Consider the following 19,146-nt stretch of genomic DNA (forward strand, 5'->3'; position numbering starts at 1 on the left):
TATGGAGATATTTTGGTATCTTATTTTATCTACTATCCTGCTCTCGATAGGAATTTACGGTCTTTTAACAAGGAGAAACATTATAAGGATGCTTTTATCAGCTGAAGTTATTTTTAACGCTGCCCTGCTATCCTTTTTGGCCCTTTCCTCGATTGATGCTGGCTATGGACCTGTTGGAGGTGCATTGACCCTGCTTGCCATATCTCTGTCGGCAGCAGAGGTCGGTGTGATAGTGTCCATAGCCATAATGATGTTCAGAATGATCGGAACCTTGGATACGTATGAGTTAAAGAAGTTCAAAGGGTGAGAGGATGATCTTGGATATACCCGTAATGTTCCTTTCCGTCGTGATCCCGATTTTCTTTTCCCTGCTGCTTCCATTCATAGGAGGAAAAAAAGTCTTGACTGCAATATCTACAGTTCTCCTTCTTATACCAACAGCTGTGATTTTAGCTCTTTCTGCAATGACAGGGCTAAGGGAACCTGTTCTTGATCCAGTTTTCCTGTCAAATCCCGGATTAGGGAACTTCTCCATGCTCTTGGACTCTATATCTGCTCCTGTTGCCATATCGATAGGAATCGTGACCTCCATGATATCCATCTACTCTATGAGATATATGGAGCATAGAATGGATGAGATGGAGAGGGAAGGCTACAGACCGGCAAGTTGGGGAGTTTACTTCATGCTTTACTTGATGTTCTCAGCTGCAATGATGGGAACGGTTCTATCGACAAATCTTGTGGAGTTCTACCTGTTTCTTGAGCTATCCCTGCTTCCAAGCTTTCTCCTCATAGCTTTCTATGGATATGGAAAGAGGGAGAGAATAGCCCTTCTCTACCTTATATGGACGCATGTAGGCGCTCTGTCATTCTTAGTTGGAGCTCTTTTGCTCGGCTTGAATGCTGGCACCTTCGACTTCTTCAATCCCTTTAGAGGGGCTAATATGGGACTTGGAGAGATTCTTCCGGATGCGATGAGACTTCCTGTTCTATTAGCGATGATGATAGGGCTCTTCGTGAAGATGGCCGTCTTTGGAGTTCACATATGGCTGCCTTATGCACATGCGGAAGCTCCCACTCCTGTGTCAGCCCTGCTATCCCCGAATTTGATAGGAATAGCAGGATATGCGATGATAAGAATAGCTTACGTGCTATTTCCCAAGGAGTTCTCCAGCCTAGCTCCATATCTTCTTGGTTTAGCTCTTGTAACAGTGATATATGGCGGCCTCATGGCCCTAGCCCAAGATGACTTCAAGAGATTTCTCGCTTACTCAAGTGTATCTCAGATGGGATATCTGTTGATGGGAATATCGAGCATAACATCGCTGGGAATGGCTGGCGCTCTGCTTCACTATGCGGCCCATGCTGTTGGGAAAGCTCTTCTATTCGCAACAGCAGGTGTCCTGATAACCCAGTTGCACGGGTTGAGAAGCATAGGAAAGATGGGCGGCTTGGCCTCTAAGATGCCTGTTACGGCTTCCCTTGCTCTTATAGGCTTTATGCACATAACAGGCGTTCCCCCTTCTCTAGGGTTGTGGAGCGAGATATTGATACTAGCAGGAGTTGCAGATCTTGCAATGAGAATTAATCAATTTGTAACAGTGCTTATCCTCCTGCTAATTGGAATAGGCCTCTCAACGGCTTATTCCTTTGTCACCATGAGAAGGATCTTCTTCGGAAAAGCATCAGAAGCTTCTAATAACGCAAGAGAAGCTGGAGCTGATTTATTGGGTCCAATGATTGTAATAGCTACTACAGGACTGTTGCTGTTCCTATTACCCCAGCTCCTAATAGATCCCTTGATCAGCTCTCTAGCGAGAATGCTGGGGTGAAGGAAATGGAATATGCATTTCTGGCATGGGAAATTCCATATATAGGAGCTGTTCTATCCCTTTTGCTAAATAGAGCAGGAAAAATAAGGGATTTAATCGCAGTTCTAGCAATATTTTCCTCAGCCATATTCTCCACTCTTGCCTTGCAGGAGGTTTTAACATCAGATAAACCGATTCATGTAAGTTATAAATGGATTGAATCCCTTGGCATAACCTTTGGTGTGTACTTGGATTCTTTAAGTGGATTTATGGCTCTTATAGTGGCTTGGCTTAGCTTTCTCATAGCCGTATATAGTCTTGAGTACATGAGTGGGGATCCCGGCCTTACAAGATATTGGTTCTTCTTTGACTTCTTTGTGGGAAGCATGATGCTCCTAGTTCTGGCTGACAATCTGATTATGATGTTTCTTGGCTGGGAAGGAACTGGTCTGGCCTCCTATGCTCTGATAGGTCACTGGTACACAGATGAAGATGAGAGATGCGTCGGGGATATAGGAAGAAAAGCTCTCGGCTCACCTATGTGGTTCACACCAAGTCATAGCGGTCTAAGGGCTATAGTCTTCACAAGACTTGGAGATGTCGGATTTGTGCTGGGGATAGGTGTGCTTTACTACTTAACTCGCACATTCTCCATACCAGAGATAGCAGAAGAAGCTGGAAAGTGGGTCCTTCCTCTCGCAAAATCTGGCCTTCTTTTTCCATTCCTTCTTGTTTTCTCTCTTGGAGCACTAGCTAAATCAGCTCAATTTCCGTTCCATGAATGGCTTGTCACAGCTATGACTGGTCCTACGTCTGTCAGTGCATTGATACATGCTGCCACAATGGTCAAGGCTGGTGTTTATTTCCTCCTTAGATTTTCTCCTATTTTCGTCTTAGCAGCTGAGGAAGTTCCTATAGCTGTTTCCCAAATACACACATACTTTATGACGATAGCTATTATAGGGAGCTTTACAGCTTTTCTCATGGCATCCCAAGCTCTTGTCTCCAGGGAACTTAAGCTGATACTGGCTTTTTCCACAGCATCTCAGCTGGGCTATATGTTTCTAGCGATAGGAGCTGCTGGACTCATATCAGAGTTTCAATTGGGCTTTCTAGCATGTTTTTCCCATCTCATGAGCCATGCTATATTCAAGGCATCCCTCTTCTTGGCAGCCGGAGCGATAATACACGCAGTCCATTCTAGGTTCATAGACGAAATGGGAGAGCTCTGGAATAAAATGAAGTGGTCATTTCTGGCAATGAGCCTAGCCGCCTTAAGTTTGATGGGAGTTCCCCCCTTCATGGGATTTTGGACTAAGGACATGGTTATAGAGGTCTCCAAGGAATCGGGAATGATGCTTATTTACGCTTTAGGGCTGATAACAGCAGGTTTTACTGCCTTTTACTCCACTAGAATGATTGTAAGAACCTTTCTTGTCTCATCTCAACATGAACATCATGCACACGAAGCTCATTTGGTGATGCTCCTTCCATATCTGGCGCTATCGTTGGTATCTCTTGTTCTGGGTATCCTTTGGCCAGTTTATGGCGCTGAGCTTCTCGGCAGAATGGCAGAGAAAGTGCTCGGTATTCAGGAAGTGTTTCATGTTGAGATTCATCTGGATCCAGCCCTTCTGATCACAACACTTTCTATAGTATTCATAGGGATCATGATAGCACTGAGCTCATATTTAACTGAGGAAGGTAGAAGGGTTGCTGCCTCTATTAGCAAAAACGAGCTTGGCAGAACCATCTATAATTTCCTGTATGACAGATGGTATATAAATGCAATATACTATAAACTAATAGTTAGAGGCTTTTCTTTACTATCAGCTGGAATATTCAGATATTTTGACTCTCTTGTGATCGATGGATTCTACCATTATTTCATACCTTGGATAACTAATAAGCTCAGCTCTCTTGGGTTTAAATACTTCGAAACAGATATAGTGGATGAGACATACCATAACAGAGTCGTAAAAATGTTCAATTCCATTGGATCATTTGTAAGAAAGCTACAGACTGGTCTTATAAACCAGTACTTGGTGACGTTCATCCTCGGCTTTCTGATAGTTCTGCTTATTTTGCTCTGGGTGGGATGATGGAGATCATGCTCTGGTCACTTATAGCAATTTTAGGCGGCTTAGGCCTAATTATTCCAACCATTGATTATGTAAAAGGGACGAGAACAGGTCCCTATCTTGCATTATTAGCCACGCTCTTGGCTACTCTAATAAACCTGCTTATGATGGGAAAAAACGGTACTTTGTTTGATGGATCCCTGCGAGTGGATCCCCTCTCCACCTACATATCAATTATAGCTTCTCTTGGTGCATTTCTAGTAGTTCTTGCATCATTATCCCAAGCAAAGGACTGGAACACTTCTCCAAGCCTTTATTCCCTCATTCTTCTCTCCCTTCTGGGTGTATACTTTATACTGTATGTAAACGATGTTTCAGTACTCATAGCTGGATGGGCTCTCGTAGCTGTTGCATCCTATGCCATAGTTGGGATGAGAAAGGACTATAACTCCCTTGAATCCTCAGCTAAATACGCTCTTATGGGCGTGACTTCGTCTTCTCTCATGGTATTAGGCCTTGCTTTGGTGACAGGAACGATTAGGACAAGCTCTTTATCCCTGTCAGGCAATCTGCCCACCAACTCTTCCCTGCTCGTGCTCGGAATCCTTATTCTAGTCGCTGCTTTTGGCTTTAAGATGGGAGTTGTGCCATTTCAGGGATGGCTACCCGATGTGTATGGTGGAGCTCATCCGCTGCTTGTCTCTTTTGTCTCCGGCGTTATAAAGCTCATAAGTATAGGTGCTTTTATCAGGGTTTTACAACCTCTGATACCGCTAACAGGGGACTACTGGTTTGTCGCCATGGCAGTCCTATCGATAGCAACAATGTTTTACGGTAATCTTGCAGCCTTGGTGCAGAAAAATGTACAGAGAATGATGGCATACTCAAGCATAGCTCAGGCGGGTTATTTCTTAGTGGCCTTTGCCGCTTTGTCCTCGGCAGCCTCAAAGCAAATTGCCCTTCAGGGCATAGGACTCCATGTAACGACTTATGTACTGGCAAAGGTAGGAATATTCATCGGATTAAGCTATATGGCCAGAAAGGGATTTGATCTCACGTTAGACGGGCTGAGCGGAGCTGGAAGAAAGATGAAGCTATCAGGCTTCATGTTTGCTATACTCCTCTTCAGCTTGATGGGAATGCCTCCTCTAATAGGATTCTGGAGCAAATTCATGTACATATTCTACTCTGTGATGGAGCTAGCTCCTTGGCTTGCATTCATAGGGATAGTGAACAGCGGGATCTCAGTGGGATATTATGCTTTGGTGCTCAAGTATATGTACTTCGCCAATCCGCCTGAGATTAAGGCAGAGGAGTCAAGTAGAGATCCAGAGCTGTATGTCCTGCTCATCACCGGGATAATGACGGTTATACTGGGTCTTGGATTAGCTGGCTACTTAGCAATGCTTATAATATGACGATTTTATCAACCACGTTAGAAATTTTTAATAACCCTTTTCTTTATTCCTTTTAATGCGAATATATTATTATTTTTTATTAGTGTTCTCTTTCCGATGCTACATTTCCGGTCTCTAGTTGAAAAGATAATCATAAAGGAAGCTCAATACTAAAAAATTCCCTTAAAGCATGCTGAAACTAACCATCTGAAAAAAAAGGAGTTTTTTAAAGTTTATAAAGATTTTCCTGTATTTCCTATGACAAGGGGGTGAAGTCATGGAGTACGAGTTTCCTGTTCCGAAGGAGCCTTTTGAGATAGAAGAGGGGCATATTGGGGGAATAATAAAGCAAGTAAAACAGTATAAGCCTCCTATGTTATCTCTCTTTGATGACGTAGAGAGAGATCATCTACGTCATTATTATTCCCCCAATGATATGATAATATCTTGAGGATCTAGGTCTGGTGAGGTGTACTGATGTTCAAGCTTGAAGACGTGAATGTAGGCTATACCGGTATCGTGGTAAGGGATGTGAATATCTCAGTAAATCCAGGGGAAATTCACGCATTACTCGGCCCGAATGGATCTGGGAAATCCACACTACTCCGGTCTGCTGCTGGAGTTATACCTCCTTTTAAGGGAAGAGTGCTACTGGATAATATCGATATATTTAGAAATCCCTCTGTTAAGAGAAGGATAGGATATGTGCCTGAAGGAGAAGCTGTTTTCAAGGGATTTACTGTCGAGAAATTGATTAGGATAATGTGTCGGCTGTATGAAGCTAAGATTGATGAGGAAATTTTGAAGGAAACTAAAGTAAAGGAGATAATGAATAAAACCATAAGTTCGCTCAGCATGGGCCAGAAACGCAGAGTTCTCCTCTCTCTAGCCCTGATCCATGATCCTGACGTTCTTATATTGGATGAACCAACTGCAAATCTCGATTTCATGACAGCAGATGAAATCAAAAAACTTATAAAAAGGTTTGCAAGAGAGGGAAGAGCTATTTTCATGGCATCTCACAATATACCAGAGGTTCAGGAGCTGGCATCTCATGTCGAAGTGATATTCAAAGGATCCATTGTGTTCCAAGACCTCCTGTCAAATGTAGAGAGACATATAAGGAGCTTAACCTCTGTAAGGATCAGATGCACAGGAGATCCTTCTGCTTGCCTGAGGGAGCTTGGCTATGGCGTTATACAGGAGGGTGATAGCTACATAATAGCAGTGAAAGATTTTGATGAGGAGGTGCCGAAAATATCCGCTTATCTTGGATCAAGGGGGCTGAATATAAAGGAGATAACAAAGGCTGGCAATCCTCTAGATGAACTTCTAAGAGAAAAGCTGGAGGGATCACTATGAGGAAAATAGGACCGGTGGCAATGCTTTATCTCAGCAGGGTGACGGGGAGCAAAAGCATGATATTGATGAGCATAATGGGAGTTCTAATGGCCGGACTCCTCTCCTTTATTCCATTTCTCGGAGTTCCATTTACGCCTATAACCGAATCTGCCTTGATGAGCCAAATAGGACTTGTTGGGATAAATACGACACGTGAAGTTCCAAAAAATGTGCTGCTTGGCGTGGTCTTTGCCTACACACAAGCACCTGCCCTTGTCACTCTATTCTCAAGCTTAGCTGCCATCTCCTTCATATCTTATTCAGTAGGAGGAGATAGGCTGACAAGATCATTTGAGCTCCTGCTTGCGGCCCCGGCAAGCGATCTTGAGATATTGTATGGTATTCTTCTGGCTGGATTATCTTATAGCATGATCGTGTGGTTTTTCTCAGCCATGATTTTTGTGATGGGATCCTCCTCCGCCATCCTGTACTATCTGGGTTCTCTTCCATCGCCTCCGTGGTCCTATAAAGTCCAGCTTTACGTTCTATCTCCTCTCATGGTATTGCTCACATGTATTATATCCATAAGTATCGCTTTATTTGCACCTAAGATCATTAAGAGCCCATTGGTACAGTTTGGCACGACAAATCCCTTCACATTAATCTCCCTTCTCCCTCTTTTAGTATACGTGATTCTGATAAGCATACCGGGTGTGGACATGGGGGTTCTCGCTATATACGCTGTATTTACCTGCGCTATCTGCTTACTTGTACTTACATTGTTGTGCCATAAGCTCTTTGACAGAAGAAGTTTGATAACTTAAATGTCTATCATAATTCAACAAAAGATTTTGGACCTAGTTATGTATGATCCTAGCCCTCTGATATCCTCTTTCTCATTAAATACCCATTTTTACCAGGTCCGTAATATGAGGGTAGGAAGAAAACCGTGGAATAACCAAGACTTTCATACATTTTCACAGCTTTTTTGTTGTCGACTCTAACCTCAAGCTCCATAATTCTCACCCCAACATCCCTCATTCTCGTCTCCATCTCTTTCATCAAGGCTTTTCCTATCCCTTTTCCCTGGTATTCAGGGTGAACATTTATCGTATATACATAACCCTTCAGACCTCTTGCTTCAGCAGCCACAAAGCCCACAATTCTGCCATCTATCTCAGCCACTATGAATGCAACCCCCTTCCTTGATAGAAGTGATTCATAAGTCTCCCTGCTAAATCTCTCAGAGGGCTTAAAACAGAGCTCCTCTATCCTCATTATCTCATCTAAATCCTCTAGTCTTGCCCTCCTGAAGTTCACACTGTTAAGGAAGAACCCGAATTATATAAAGCTTCCTAGCCGGTCTAGGTTTTTCTTAAAGGATGGAGAACCAAAAAGATCCTTTATATGTACCCAATATCCCTCAAGGCCCTTAGAAACCTCCTAAGGGCAAGACCCCTGTGCGAGAACATATCTTTTCTCTCGCCAAGCTCTCCGAAAGTAAGGCCATCTGCTCCATCGGGCTCAAATATCGGATCAAATCCCCACCCGTCTCCTCTTTCCTCCTCAGAAATCCTTCCTCTCACAGTTCCCTCTATTAATATTTCCTTTCCCCCTATGAGTGCAGCTATGACCGATGTGAAATACGCCCTTCTGTTGCCAATGCCCTCCATCAGCTTGAGTATTCCCCTGCATCCTATTTTCTTAAATACATAGGAGGAATAAGGTCCTGGAAAACCTTTTAGGGCATCTATATATAGGCCAGAATCTTCCAAGAAGAAAGGATCCTTCACAATGCCTTTAAGCTCCCTAAGAGATTGAAGTGCAACCTCTCTGTTTGTGTCAGCCTGTACTTCCCTGTACTCCATTCTCTCCCATACTAGCTCTATGCCCTCAAGTATTCTTCTAGCTTCTTCAAACTTGCCTCTATTGCTCGTGACAAATCTCATCATGATATCACCCCTAAACTCTGTATCTTCCCCTCTTCTCTACTTCTCTCACCCTTTTCAGGACATCTTCGTAGCCAGACAGCATTGAATAACCTGAGAAGAAATCCTTTATAATTTCCTCTTTTTCAGGTACTGAGGCCTTTAGAGATTTAATTAGCACAAAAATATCTACAGCTCTATCCTCCAGACTCCTTGAGAATTCTCCAAGGCCGAAATCTATTATATATACCTTTCCCCCAACTATTATGTTAACAACAGTTAGATCATTGTGAACAACGCCGGAGTTGTGCATCTTTGCCACCTGCTCTCCTAGCTCTCTCATTACTCTCCCTTCACTCCCCTCATTCTCCTTTAGGAGGATATCCAGCCTTTTTCCCTCGATGAACTCCATTATCAGCTGATCTTCATGTACATCTATTACAGCGGGTGCATTGACCCCTCCCATTCTCGCTGTATGAATGAGTTTTGCCTCCTTTTTCGTTCTGTTTATCCTTAACTTTTCATCAAGTTCTCTTATTCTGTACCCTTTTCTTGGTCTGACCTTTCTTATGAGCTTTCTTCCCATCAGCTCCTCCAAGTATATGACTGCCTCTGCACCTGATGAGAGAAGCATGAGAATATATCCACAATATAAATATCCATATTGCTTGAGAAACTAAAGAAAGCGTGCAAGGATGCTCTAAGAAAAACAGCAGAGAAGATCATCTTCTCTTTTTATCAAATCCCCACTCCCCTCTCAAAGGAACAAATGCGACATCTGTCACATATCTTCTAGCAATTTCTCCACCTCTTTTTTCCACAACGAGAAGTTTCTGGGGGAAAACTCCGACCGGTATAACCATCTTTCCTCCGTCCTTTAGAAGATCTAAGAGAGGATATGGAACATCGGGTGCTGCTGCAGTTACTAGTATCCTGTCGGGTTTCTCCCTGAGTCTCAGTTTTACTCCATCGCATGCTATTACAGCAACTCTGTCCGAATATCCAGCCCTACTTAGGTTTCTCCAAGCAAAAATAGCGAGCTCCTTAACTATTTCTGTCGTTATAACCCTCCCCTCTCCCATTATCTCAGCTATCGTGGCGGCATGATATCCGCTTCCGGTTCCAATCTCGTAGACCAGCATTCCCTCTTTTAGATCCAGAAGTTCATCCATGAGGAATACCATATGAGGTGCGCTTATCGTCTGTCCATATCCTATAGATAGAGGCATATCCTCATATGCATATCTTCTCTCGCTTTCTGGAACAAAATCCTCTCTCTTAACCTTAAGAGCAGCATTTTTGACTCTCTCACTTCTTATTATTCCCTCTGCGACAAGGGATTCCACAAGCCTCCTCCTGGCTTCCTCCAGATTCATCATGTTTTTCTTCAACTTTAGGTTAAAACCTTATGGAGTTTACTGTGAGGTTTATGGGACATAGGAACATAACTGCCAAGCACAGAACAACATTGGAGATAACTAAGGATGAGGAGATAACTAGAAAAGCGGACTGTATAATAGGAGTTAGGGCTGATAAATCCGCATCAGACATCCCTGACTGGCTTAAATCACATCTTCTATCCGGAGGGTGTGTAGAAATAGAGCTTGTTATAGGGAGCTTTTTCATCAATATACATGGTTTTGGCTCCCCAAATCTTACTCTGAGAAGTAAAAAAGAAATTGTCATCAGGAAAAGTAGTTATATAGATGATAGAACGGTTGCAATAATGGCAGATAAAGCTGCTATTGACCTGCCTAGAGAGGCTGTAGATCTTCTGAGAAAAGATAATTTTTATGAGGCAAGAATAGTTCCAGTGTAGAGCTGAAACAGTTGAAAATATGCCGTGTCACCTCCGTTCTTCCTGTGAAACCAGAAAATGAGGAAATATGGTGATTTTCTCTGGCTTTTTATATACAATGCACATTTTTATTTCCCCTCCCCCAGAAAATATTGGGGATTGAGCTTGGAATACATATACACAAGGGAGGCGGGACACAGGCTGATAAAGGATAGAAGGATACTTCATGATTCATTTGTTCCAAGAAAGCTTCCCGGAAGGGAGGAGGAGATAAGGAAATTTTCATCTTTGCTGTCTCCTCTCTTGGGAAATGAGCCATCAGTTAACGTTGTTTTTCTTGGAAAACCCGGAACTGGAAAAACAGCCGTAGCTAAAAGGGTGATACAGGACTTCTCCGAGCTGTATCCCTCAGCCCCTATAAGATATATATACATAAATTGCTCTAGAGCCAACACATCTTACAGAGTTCTCTACAACCTGAACAAGGAGTTCGGCATGCTGATACCACCGAGCGGCTACCCCTATGACGAGCTATACAACAACTTTCTAGATGCCTTTAATAGAATGAGGAGTTGGCTTGTCCTGATACTTGATGAGGTAGATCTTCTTGTGAAAAGAGATGGAGATAGACTTCTCTACTCCCTTTCAAGGCTTGAGGGAGGAGAGAAGGGGATTATGATAGTCGGCATATCAAATGCACCTAACTTTTTAGATAGACTGGATCCAAGAACTCTGAGCAGCTTCAGTCCAGAAACTATAATATTCAGTCCATACAGAGCCCATCAGCTCTTTGATATATTGAAACAGAGGGCTGAGATGGGACTCCAAGAGGGAAGCTATGAGGATGGAGCTCTAAGCTTGATAGCTGCTAGAATAGCTGAGGAGAGCGGAGATGCAAGAAGAGCCATAGATGTCCTTAGAATGGCTGCAGAGCTTGCTGAGAGGGAGAATGCCCAAAAGATAAATGAAGAAATAGTTATGAGAGCATTCAAGCATGTAGATGAGGAGGAGGTCATGATAACAATAAGATCTCTCCCTCTTCATCACAAACTGGTTCTCCTAGCTGCTGCAAGACTATTGGCAAAGGGCGACCCGAGGCCAGGAACCGGAAAGGTCTACTATCAATACAAGAGGATAGTAAAAGATTACTTGGCAAAACCCCTGACAATGAGAAGGGTTAGCGGAATACTGAGGGAACTTGAATCCATGGGGTTGTTGGAGATAAAGATGGATTATGGCGGCTCGCATGGAAACACAAAGGTGATAGGGAGCCTTGTGATGCCCCCAGATGAGATGAACAGAATATTGGAGAAGATGGGATTCTCATGAGCTTTAATCGATGCTTTTTCTTTCAAGAAAAGAAGATTTAAATCCTCCTTGGAGAAATAGCATATGGAGGGACTTGTTGTAATAGGACCAGCTGGCTCAGGGAAATCCACCTTAATAGGAGCTCTGTCGAGATGGATGAGAAAGTTTTCAACGATTAAAATAGGGAAAATAAACATGGATCCTGGAGCGGATGTACTTCCTTACAAACCTGATTTTGACATCAGATCTATTGTTAGGGCTGAAGAGGTGATGAAAAATGAGAAGCTCGGTCCAAATGGTGCAATGGTGAGATCGATGGAGATAGTGGAGGAAAGGCTGGATGAGGTAATTGATTCCATTTTATCGTTGAATGCCGACTACTATCTAATAGATACTCCGGGCCAAATGGATGCGTTTGTCTTCAGAAGATCTGGGAGGGCCATAGTTGAGAAAATATCCTCCAAAATTAGAACTGCAGGGATATACCTATCCGATTGTGAAAGGGATGTGGAGGACTTTGTTACAGCCATTCTTATGGGAAAAATAGCTGAATTAAGACTCAACATAAGAGTAATACCTGTGTTAAACAAGATTGATTTGGGAGGAGAAGATTTAAGAAGCCTTTGGGAGAGGATAATGAGGGGAAATCTGAAAGCAGTTGAGATAGGAGGAGGGGTTGGGTCCGAAGCCCTTATGGAACTTATAAAATCAATCTCGCTATTCTCAATGCCGGTGGAAGTGATAGGAATATCTGCTTTGAGAATGGAGGGATTAGAACACCTTTTCTCAAAGCTTAACGAGGTCTGGTGCTCTTGTGGGGATATGACCTAGTTTTCCTAGGAGGGTTTTACGATGGATGAAAGGGATATAATAAGGGTAATGCTTTCTCATGACCTAAATCTGACACCCGACGCTTTAGATATCCTAAAGGGATTTTCTGAGGATCAACTTAACGAGATATTGGAAAGAATCTCTGAAAAGTTTCCAGATGCTGCTGTCATCACTAGGGAGATGATAGAGCCAGAAAGAGCAGAGAAATTTGAGGAGATGTTATCGATAGAGTTTCAGGCTTCAGCTAGTGCTGTAGAGGGGACGCTGGATGAGTTCCTAAGATACATGAGGGACAGATTTAGCAGGATTCAGGGGATAATACTCTCAAGAACAGGGCTGAAAGCAGTTGAGATAGCTGCTGCAAAGAGGATGAGCCAAGGAGAGAGCGTCACGATTGTTGGTATGGTAAGGGAAAAGAAAAAGACCAAGCAGGGAGGAGAAATGATGCTTATAGAGGATATCTCCGGAGAGATACCCTGTTTTTTGCAGAATGGAGCCATAAAGGAGAGGTATAACAGGGTTGTCAAGGATTCTGTTATCGCGGTAAATGGAACAATAACTAAAAATGGTGGGATAAATGTGAGAAATATAATATTTCCAGATATTCCACAGAGGGAGAGAAAGCCCGTGAGGATGGAGGGAAAGATAGCTTTCATAAGCGACATACATATCGGGAGCAAGTATTTCAACAGAAAAGCGTTCTCATCCTTTATAGAATGGGCCTCAAATGAGGATAATCTCAAGTATATAATTCTGTGTGGGGATTTGATCGATGGAGTTGGAGTATATCCGGGACAGGAAGCGGAGCTTGAGGCATCAAATGTGTGGGAACAGTATAAGATGGCATCAGAATTTCTATCTCGCATACCTAAAAGGATAAAGGTGATCTATATACCCGGAAATCACGAGCCAGTTAGGCAGTCCGAACCTCAACCTCCGGTTCCCGATAAGTACTCAGAGTTTCTTCCAGAGAATTTAATGAAGTTGAGCAACCCATCAACAATAGGAGTAGGGGGAATAAGAATAATGCTTTACCATGGAAGGAGCCTTAATGCCATGTTTAAGTATGTTCCGGGTATGCAACCAGTTAATTCGTCCTCGGTAGTGAGAGCTATGGAGACCTTATTGATGCTGAGACATCTTGCCCCGATCTATGGGGAACATCCAATAGCTCCTGGAAGCAGAGATGAACTTGTGATCGAGGAGGTGCCCGATGTATTGTGCATGGGCCATATACACGTGTATGGCATAGGTGAGTATAAAGGAGTAAAACTGATAAATCCTGGGACTTTTCAGGAGGAGACTCCTTACATAAGAAAGATGGGGATCGAGGTCACGCCCGGCACAGTCCCTGTCTTGGATCTAGGGACAATGAACGTCTCCCTAGAAAGGTTTTAAATTAAATTTTAAGTTATATAGCTCTATTTCTCTCTCTATTTTAATTCTCTACGTTTCTGTATGATATATGCCCAAGCGAATACAGTAGAGGAAAGAAGAGTTGAAAAGGAAGCTATTAAGAAGCTTGTTGGAATGCCAATAGCTTCAGCTAAGCTCCCGCCTATCCAGTAATATATTCCTGCTGATACAGAAGCTACCGTAGAGAGAGCCGATATAAGGGATGCCCTCATCTCCTGTGGAATAAGTTCATTTCTCCAAGCAGCTCCGGCAGGAGAGCCAATTCCTATACAGATTTCCAGTAGGAAGAATGAGAGAAGTGAAAGGAGGATACATCTCCCCAATGGAACTAAAGTAAGAGATCCCGATGCTAACAGCCCCATCAATATGGCAAGAAATCCGGGAGAGATCTTCCTCATTATTCTTCCAGCTAAATATGATGATAAACCCATTAAAGCCATTAATATGCTGTATATAAGCCCTAACATCTCCTTTTTCAGTCCAAATTCAACAAGAGTTGGCTGCCATGTAAGTATAAAGTGAGCAAACCATATTTGAGAGATTGAGTAAGCTATGAAGTATAGTTTTAGAGCTGCTGACGATGAGATGAACTTAAGGCTATCTCTCATTATCCCGATATATGAGATCTTCCTGTTTCCGTAGTTCTCATTGAGCAGGGATGAGAAAACTGCCTGACCGGCTGATAAGACAGCTGCAAAGAAGAATATCAATCTCATATCTTTCATTGCTAGCATCCAGCCGATCGGCCCTGATAGCAAGCTTCCAAGTGTGAAAAGGGAGTTTCCTGTGCTTAATATCCTTCTTATTTCTTTTTTGACGTTCTCGTTCTGAACATCTCCTATTTCGTCGACAAGCCAAGCCTCGAGAGTTCCACTAATCATTGATATCCCTATAGCACATAAAAAAGAGCCCATAAAGAGGAAGTGAATTATTCCGGTTGAAAATGCCAGATATCCAGCTGATAATCCGGAAAATCCAAGCATAAGGCATAGCCTTCTCCCCTTAATGTCGGCAAATCCACCAGTTGGAAAATCCAAAAAGGCTAGAGATAGAAAGAATATCAGCTGAAGAATGCCGACAGTCCCAAGATCTAGCCCAATAGAGAGAAAATATATCACGAAGTAGCTTCCATATACTCCTTCTGCTAATCCTGTGGAGAAAGAGATTATAAAATATTGTATATCCGGTCTTAAATCATAGGTCTTCATTACACTTTGGAAAATCTGCTACTCTTTATAATTTTTGTTGTTAAAAGTAGACACTTAAGCCAAACAAGAAAACTAATTATTAATTTAAATTAAGCATTTCTTAGGCTAAGGCTTCGATGATTTTCACCATTTTCCTTATCCACTCCTCATCCTTTGACTCCATGTAGACCCTTATCTTAGGTTCCGTTCCGCTCCTCCTGATGAGTATCCAAGAACTTCCTGATATGAACTTCACTCCATCCATCTCATCAATAAGGTCTATTCTCCCTAAAAGTCCCTCTTTTATTCCGCGAACTATCCTCTCATAATCTTTCTCTTTCCTGAGGGGCAAACTCAGCCTTTTCTGATGATAAACCGGTATCTCAGCCATCAAGGAGCTAAGAGACCCCCACTCATTCACTGCAGATAAAAGGAGAAGAGCTGCTCTGATTCCGTCAAAAAAAGGTCCCCATTTCGGATCCATTATCTTCCATGGCTCTGTGACAAAGTCTGCCCCTACCTCAAGGAGCTTAGAGTGAAGATCTCCCAATTTCCAAACTATAACCTCTCCTCCCTGCCTTTCCACCGCCTCCCTGAGCCCATTTCCCATGTCCACTGATGTTATCACCTTTTTAGCTCTGAGATACATTGCTATAATGCAGGAGATAACATACTGAGGAACAAATTTTCCATTTTTATCTATTACAGCTATTCTGTCGGCATCTCCATCCCATGCTATCCCCAAGTCTGCATTTTCCGATCTCACCACCTTTGAGAGATTCTCAAGGTTTTCCTCCGTCGGTTCCGGCCTTCTACCAGGAAAGAAGCCATCGACATTTGAATTTATCGATATAAGATTGATGTTAAAATCGTTCAGGATTTTTATTCCTATATATGAGGCTGTTCCGTTCGCTGGATCAACTGCGACCTTCAGCTCAGCTGGATTAAGCTTCTCATCCCTCTCTATATCCAGAATGTAATCTTCTTTTGCGTACCTTGGACTTATAATATTGCCTATCTCATCTCCTTTTATGTTAACTGACTCCATAATCTGCTCAAGAGCTATCTGCTCATCGTACAGGAGCTCCATCCCGTTGTTCCTGAACCCCTTTATCCCATTGTACTCAGGTGGATTGTGAGATGCTGTTATATAGATTCCAGGACTTTTCATAGCTGTGCATGCTTTCGCTATAACTGGATAGGGAACCATGCCCAGCGAACAAACATCAAGACCTCCCTGCATAACTCCAGCCATCGAGGCATATGCGAGAAGCTTGCTTGTCGTCCTACAATCCCATCCAATATTCACCATCTTGCTCAGGAACCTCTCCTTTGAGAGGAGAGAAAAGGAGTACCCAAAAACAAGAGATAACCTTGCATCTATTTCTCCAAATAAAGCTCTTATTCCGGCTGTGCCAAAGATCCTCCTAGACATCAGAAGAACAGGAAAGATTATGAGAAAAACCTTCATTATTCTTAAATGAAGATTTTTTACTGTTATAACTACTTATTTTGCATGCGACTCACAAGGAGGAAGTTCATTGCATCAGCACTGATCGGCATCTGCGCTGCTATTACGGCAAACGACTCATCATTTCCAGAGGTAAAGGAAGTGAAAGTGGATCTGGGATTTAACATGACCATGATGGTGATATCTGATCTTCACCTGCATGGATGGGGATGGAGAGAAGATATACTACATGATCTTCTGGTAAATACAGCCAAGAAGGCTGATATTGCTTTGATACTGGGAGATAGCTATGACAATAGCACGCCTGACCCAAGGTTAGTGAAAAAGATGCTGCAGGATATCGAAATACCGAAAGTGGGGGTTCTTGGAAACCATGAGCACTGGGCCAGCAACAAAATACCCTTATCTGAAGGAGTTAGGGTGTATGAAGAGGCTGGAGTGAAGCTTCTGACTAATAAAAGTGCTTATTTCAGGGGAGTAAGATTTGGAGGGGTAGATTGGTATGAAGATGAAGTAGGAATAGGAAGGGCCTACCTAGAGGATGTGGGAGAGGTAGACGTCCTTCTCTCCCATACTCCTGATATCATTGGGCTCTCCCCTAAGGCGAGGCTTGTTGTCTCCGGACATACACATGGAGGTCAGATCTGTATTCCTCTCTTGGGTCCTATCTGGACACCGAGTAAATATGGAAACAGGTTTGCAAGCGGGCTTTTCAACGTAAATGGGACTTACTTATATGTAAATAAGGGGCTGGGGGAGACCATTCTCCCAATTAGGTTTAACTGCAGGAGGGAGCTCACTTTAATTTATATTTAAAGAGGAGCTTTAGAGAATTGTGATAGATACTTTATCAATAAAGCAAAAATAGAATATATAGAAGAGATTCGAAATTTCTGTGAAAATTGTTGAATCTCCAAAAAAGAGATAGAAGGCTCTTTAAACCCAGTTGGAGTAGCTTGTCAGGAATCCATCTGAGCTAACTGTTTTCACATATCCACCGTGACTTGCTGATGATGTTATATGTAAGTAAGCTTGAGGAACATCTTTCTTCGTGACGCCCAGCACTGCGGACACTACTCTTGGATAGCTGAATGTGACAGCCACATAGAAGGAGTATGTGGAACCTTTCGTCACAGGTATATGTCTAGTGTCACCAGCAGGAGTGAGGTAATAGCTACCTCCCGATGGAAGCTGCCCATTCCAGCTTGAAGTACTGCGCGTATAGCTTCTTGGATCTGTTGATGTATCAACAGGACCCATGCACTCTGTATAAAGACCTTCTACCTCATATATAGCATAGTAATAATATATTTCAAATTTTAAGATATGGTTATATCTGCCAGAGAGCCAAGGGCTCTCTATACCACTGTCAAGCGTGACCTCTCCGTCTCCTGCATAGCCCCATGTGTTCGATCCATATGGCCTAGATTTTTTCTCTATAACTATTTTTGCGCCCGCTGGATAGCTATATGATGCATTTATGCTATCCCATGCGGCGAAGCTGAGAACCGTTGTGTATTGCCATGTGTACCAGACGCCAGTTGGAGGTGTCTGCTCGACTGAAGGCGCATCTCTCATCACAATTGTCACGCTTTTGTATGTTGCTGAACCGGAGAATGTCGGATCTATGACCACGCTTGCAACACCAACTTTTCTCAGCTCCTTATTTCCAGCAACTATATCTAGATTTATAGATTTATATACTTTGACAATCTTTCCTTCTATCTCCGCCACACCCACCTCCTTCATGGGAACCGAGATTACAGCCGTGACCATCCCAGGCCCGGATCCAGCCCATATCTTTCTCGCGCCATCAGGAGTTATCTCATATATGACAACACTTCCCTGCACCAGATTCCCCTTCTCATCCACCAGCTTTATCTCCAGTGTAACAGGGATGCTGTTAAAGACAAAGTTTACTGTGAACACTCCTACGACAGGAAGCATTAGAAGGACGAGGACAAGGGCAATGATCTTCTTCCTCGACCAACGCACCATCTTATACCACCGAGAGAAAGTTGGATCTTTTTCTTTATAAACTTTTAAAAGCATTCTTTTTTTTAGTTCAGCTTTAAGAGCTTTTTTGAGAAAGATCACAGGAGAATAATGTCATCCTGCTCCCTGTTCTCAACAGAAACCTAGCAGAGGAATTCTTGAGGGGAGGATAAAGATAAATAAAAATAATTTATTATATTAACAGGGAGTAGATACAAACAATATATAAGTGTTGCGCTTTTAGTTCGCACTTTTTTATTTTCATATAATTATATCTTCAATAAATTAGAGTTAAGTATAAACCTAAGTCTACTTTTAATGAAGTTTTCCCAAGCACAGGAAGATTGTCGCTTCAGAAAACCGCTGGAGATTTCTACACAGGCAGATATACCAAAACCATAGTGATCCATATTTTACTTAAGAGAACGCCGGGGGTGGGATTTGAACCCACGTGGCCCAGCGGGCCATCGGATCTCGAGTCCGACCCCCTACCTTGCCGAGCCCAACTCTCTGGCTAGGGCACCCCGGCTAGATTTTTCGATTTCTGTGACTTATAAATTTAGCTTCAAACTTCCATTAATG

The 19,146-nt window shown here is 42.7% G+C and carries 19 protein-coding genes and 1 tRNA gene; 12 read left to right on the forward strand and 8 right to left on the reverse strand.

Annotation, left to right across the window (positions count from 1 at the left end; translation table 11 throughout):
• The first annotated feature begins 1 nt into the window (after position 1).
• From nuoK to D6D85_RS06710, 7 genes are all read left to right on the forward strand, one after another.
• The gene (gene nuoK / locus D6D85_RS06685) at positions 2-307 is read left to right on the forward strand and encodes an NADH-quinone oxidoreductase subunit NuoK (protein ID WP_125671298.1); all 306 of its coding nucleotides are present in this window, start codon (positions 2-4) and stop codon (positions 305-307) included.
• Between the two features lie 4 nt (positions 308-311).
• Positions 312-1,832 (forward strand): complex I subunit 4 family protein, encoded by a 1,521-nt coding sequence (locus tag D6D85_RS06690; protein ID WP_125671299.1) that lies wholly within the window; start codon positions 312-314, stop codon positions 1,830-1,832.
• Positions 1,833-1,837: 5 nt separating this feature from the next.
• The gene (locus tag D6D85_RS06695) at positions 1,838-3,913 is read left to right on the forward strand and encodes an NADH-quinone oxidoreductase subunit 5 family protein (protein WP_125671300.1); all 2,076 of its coding nucleotides are present in this window, start codon (positions 1,838-1,840) and stop codon (positions 3,911-3,913) included.
• Positions 3,913-5,310: an NADH-quinone oxidoreductase subunit N gene (locus D6D85_RS06700; RefSeq protein WP_161969727.1), complete on the forward strand. Its 1,398-nt coding sequence runs from the start codon at positions 3,913-3,915 to the stop codon at positions 5,308-5,310. The genes D6D85_RS06695 and D6D85_RS06700 overlap by 1 nt, the downstream gene beginning before the upstream one ends.
• Positions 5,311-5,566: 256 nt before the next feature.
• Entirely contained in the window at positions 5,567-5,740 is a 174-nt protein-coding gene (locus D6D85_RS16230; RefSeq protein WP_161969728.1) for a hypothetical protein, read from the forward strand.
• Positions 5,741-5,766: 26 nt separating this feature from the next.
• Positions 5,767-6,651, forward strand: coding sequence for an ABC transporter ATP-binding protein (locus tag D6D85_RS06705; protein WP_125671302.1), 885 nt, complete (start codon positions 5,767-5,769; stop codon positions 6,649-6,651).
• Positions 6,648-7,454, forward strand: a complete 807-nt coding sequence (locus D6D85_RS06710) for a hypothetical protein (protein ID WP_125671303.1) — start codon at positions 6,648-6,650, stop codon at positions 7,452-7,454. Before D6D85_RS06705 ends, D6D85_RS06710 begins: the two co-directional genes overlap by 4 nt.
• A 49-nt stretch (positions 7,455-7,503) precedes the next feature.
• On the opposite strand, the gene rimI is transcribed toward D6D85_RS06710, so the two are convergent.
• From rimI to D6D85_RS06730, 4 genes are all read right to left on the reverse strand, one after another.
• Positions 7,504-7,950: a ribosomal protein S18-alanine N-acetyltransferase gene (rimI, locus tag D6D85_RS06715; RefSeq protein ID WP_125671304.1), complete on the reverse strand. Its 447-nt coding sequence runs from the start codon at positions 7,948-7,950 to the stop codon at positions 7,504-7,506.
• Between the two features lie 83 nt (positions 7,951-8,033).
• Positions 8,034-8,585 (reverse strand): RdgB/HAM1 family non-canonical purine NTP pyrophosphatase, encoded by a 552-nt coding sequence (rdgB, locus tag D6D85_RS06720; protein WP_125671305.1) that lies wholly within the window; start codon positions 8,583-8,585, stop codon positions 8,034-8,036.
• Between the two features lie 7 nt (positions 8,586-8,592).
• Positions 8,593-9,192: a KEOPS complex kinase/ATPase Bud32 gene (locus D6D85_RS06725; RefSeq protein WP_125671306.1), complete on the reverse strand. Its 600-nt coding sequence runs from the start codon at positions 9,190-9,192 to the stop codon at positions 8,593-8,595.
• 88 nt (positions 9,193-9,280) lie between these two features.
• A complete protein-coding gene (locus D6D85_RS06730) occupies positions 9,281-9,934 on the reverse strand; it encodes a protein-L-isoaspartate(D-aspartate) O-methyltransferase (RefSeq protein WP_125671307.1) in 654 nt (217 codons plus the stop codon).
• A 32-nt stretch (positions 9,935-9,966) separates the two neighbouring features.
• On the opposite strand from D6D85_RS06730, the gene D6D85_RS06735 reads away from it, so the two are divergent.
• From D6D85_RS06735 to D6D85_RS06750, 4 genes are all read left to right on the forward strand, one after another.
• Entirely contained in the window at positions 9,967-10,377 is a 411-nt protein-coding gene (locus tag D6D85_RS06735; RefSeq protein WP_125671308.1) for a DUF371 domain-containing protein, read from the forward strand.
• Between the two features lie 144 nt (positions 10,378-10,521).
• Complete coding sequence (locus D6D85_RS06740) at positions 10,522-11,685, forward strand: Cdc6/Cdc18 family protein (protein ID WP_161969729.1); 1,164 nt, start codon at positions 10,522-10,524, stop codon at positions 11,683-11,685.
• Positions 11,686-11,748: 63 nt separating this feature from the next.
• A complete protein-coding gene (locus D6D85_RS06745) occupies positions 11,749-12,495 on the forward strand; it encodes an ATP/GTP-binding protein (RefSeq protein ID WP_125671310.1) in 747 nt (248 codons plus the stop codon).
• A gap of 21 nt (positions 12,496-12,516) precedes the next feature.
• A complete protein-coding gene (locus tag D6D85_RS06750; RefSeq protein ID WP_125671311.1) occupies positions 12,517-13,893 on the forward strand; it encodes a DNA-directed DNA polymerase II small subunit in 1,377 nt (458 codons plus the stop codon).
• Positions 13,894-13,928: 35 nt separating this feature from the next.
• Here D6D85_RS06750 and D6D85_RS06755 read toward each other — a convergent pair whose 3' ends face one another.
• Positions 13,929-15,119: an MFS transporter gene (locus tag D6D85_RS06755; RefSeq protein WP_125671312.1), complete on the reverse strand. Its 1,191-nt coding sequence runs from the start codon at positions 15,117-15,119 to the stop codon at positions 13,929-13,931.
• A gap of 100 nt (positions 15,120-15,219) precedes the next feature.
• The gene (locus tag D6D85_RS06760) at positions 15,220-16,533 is read right to left on the reverse strand and encodes a hypothetical protein (protein WP_161969730.1); all 1,314 of its coding nucleotides are present in this window, start codon (positions 16,531-16,533) and stop codon (positions 15,220-15,222) included.
• Positions 16,534-16,614: 81 nt separating this feature from the next.
• On the opposite strand from D6D85_RS06760, the gene D6D85_RS06765 reads away from it, so the two are divergent.
• Positions 16,615-17,385 (forward strand): metallophosphoesterase, encoded by a 771-nt coding sequence (locus D6D85_RS06765; protein ID WP_161969731.1) that lies wholly within the window; start codon positions 16,615-16,617, stop codon positions 17,383-17,385.
• Positions 17,386-17,505: 120 nt separating this feature from the next.
• Here the strand turns inward: D6D85_RS06765 and D6D85_RS06770 are convergent, their stop codons facing one another.
• Positions 17,506-18,564 carry a hypothetical protein gene (locus tag D6D85_RS06770; RefSeq protein WP_125671315.1) on the reverse strand — a complete coding sequence of 353 codons (1,059 nt, stop codon included), beginning with the start codon at positions 18,562-18,564 and terminating at the stop codon, positions 17,506-17,508.
• Between the two features lie 426 nt (positions 18,565-18,990).
• Positions 18,991-19,093, reverse strand: a tRNA-Ser gene (locus D6D85_RS06775).
• Positions 19,094-19,146 lie beyond the last annotated feature (53 nt).

It is taken from the genome of Candidatus Methanodesulfokora washburnensis, assembly GCF_003947435.1.
In the GTDB taxonomy this organism is placed as follows: Archaea; Korarchaeota; Korarchaeia; order Korarchaeales; family Korarchaeaceae; genus Methanodesulfokora; species Methanodesulfokora washburnensis.